Origin of the sequence: Paenibacillus sp. J45TS6, from assembly GCF_018403285.1 — a bacterium.
In the GTDB taxonomy this organism is placed as follows: domain Bacteria; phylum Bacillota; class Bacilli; order Paenibacillales; family Paenibacillaceae; genus Paenibacillus.
Genome location: NZ_BOSJ01000049.1, coordinates 1 through 1,199 on the forward strand (window position 1 = coordinate 1; position 1,199 = coordinate 1,199).

Below are 1,199 nucleotides of genomic sequence, written 5' to 3' on the forward strand. Positions count from 1 at the left end.
GTATGCTGCCGGAGTCATCTTTTTTAATGTCCATTGCTTTCTTGTATTGTTATAGTGGTCCATGTAATCATCAACCATTCGTTTTAGTTCTACTATACTGTTTGCTTGTTTATAAGGTATTTCATCTTTCATGTGCCCAAAGAAGGATTCCATCGGCGCGTTATCTAGGCAGTTCCCTCTTCGCGACATAGATTGTAGGAGTCCCATCCTCTTTACACGAGACTGGTACTCCGGATGGGTGTAATGAAAACCTTGATCCGAGTGAATCATGGCTTCCGGATGTAGTCGATTCCCGATAAAGTCTTCTAGTTTGCTTAACGTTCGATAGACAATTTCCATCCGTAAACTCGTTGAAAGTTCATAAGCGACAATTTCCCGTGTCGCCACATCTTTTACACAAGACAAATAAGCCGTTTTACCACCCTGAATTTGCAAGTAAGTAATGTCGGTTACGAATGTTTTCCCAGGTTCCTCTTGCTTGAACTGACGTTTTAAGTGGTTTGGTACCTGGCGGTGAGCTTCTGTAGCTTTGGCTAGCGTACGATAAGGATTTGCTCTTCGTACTTTGGCAAAGAACTGAAACTTGCGCATTAAACGCAAGATTTTTTTATGATTCATGGGCTGACCGGCCTTTTCAGCAACTTTCATATACAAACCACGATAACCAATTTTCCCATTGGCTTGATCATAAATTTCTTTTAGAAAGAGATAATCTTGATAATCTGATTCTTCACTCATGGCTCGTTTTTCTCCGTTTTGAAGCCACTTGTAATAGCCACTAGGACTTACTTTAGCTACTTCACATAAGTAACGGACCATGTTTTTTAATTGATAGAGTCGAATCGTTTCATTGATGGCTTGGTATTTCTCTCGAGCTGTTAACGACGATTCTTCTTCGCCTGCCTTTCTAACTCGTCTAGCTTTTTTAGTAAAGACAACTCCGCCTCTAGCAATCGAATACGCGCTTCTGCTTGAGCTAATTTCCTTTCTGCGGAGGCATTTTCTTTCTTAGGACGTCCTTTACTGCCTTTTCCTCGACGTTCTTCAAAAAAACCATTTTCTCCATAGGCTTGAAAGGTTCTGCGCCAACGATCTAAAGCACTTCGTGCTTTACTTAGGCCAATCACCTTCAAATCAAATCCAGCTTCTGTGAAAATTTCTGCCGGTCCTTTGCCAGCTTGGTTTTGTTTAACCGCTAG

At 41.4% G+C, this 1,199-nt stretch carries 1 protein-coding gene; it reads right to left on the reverse strand.

The genetic code is table 11. The annotated features are described in order from the left end of the window. Nucleotides 1-1,199, reverse strand: a protein-coding gene (locus tag KJS58_RS24785; RefSeq protein WP_213536336.1) for an IS3 family transposase whose coding sequence is annotated in 2 segments (ribosomal slippage) — nucleotides 1-929 and nucleotides 929-1,199 — 1,200 coding nt annotated over the 2 segments. Because the reading frame shifts where the segments join, the coding sequence is not laid out codon by codon here. This gene is flagged as partial in the annotation.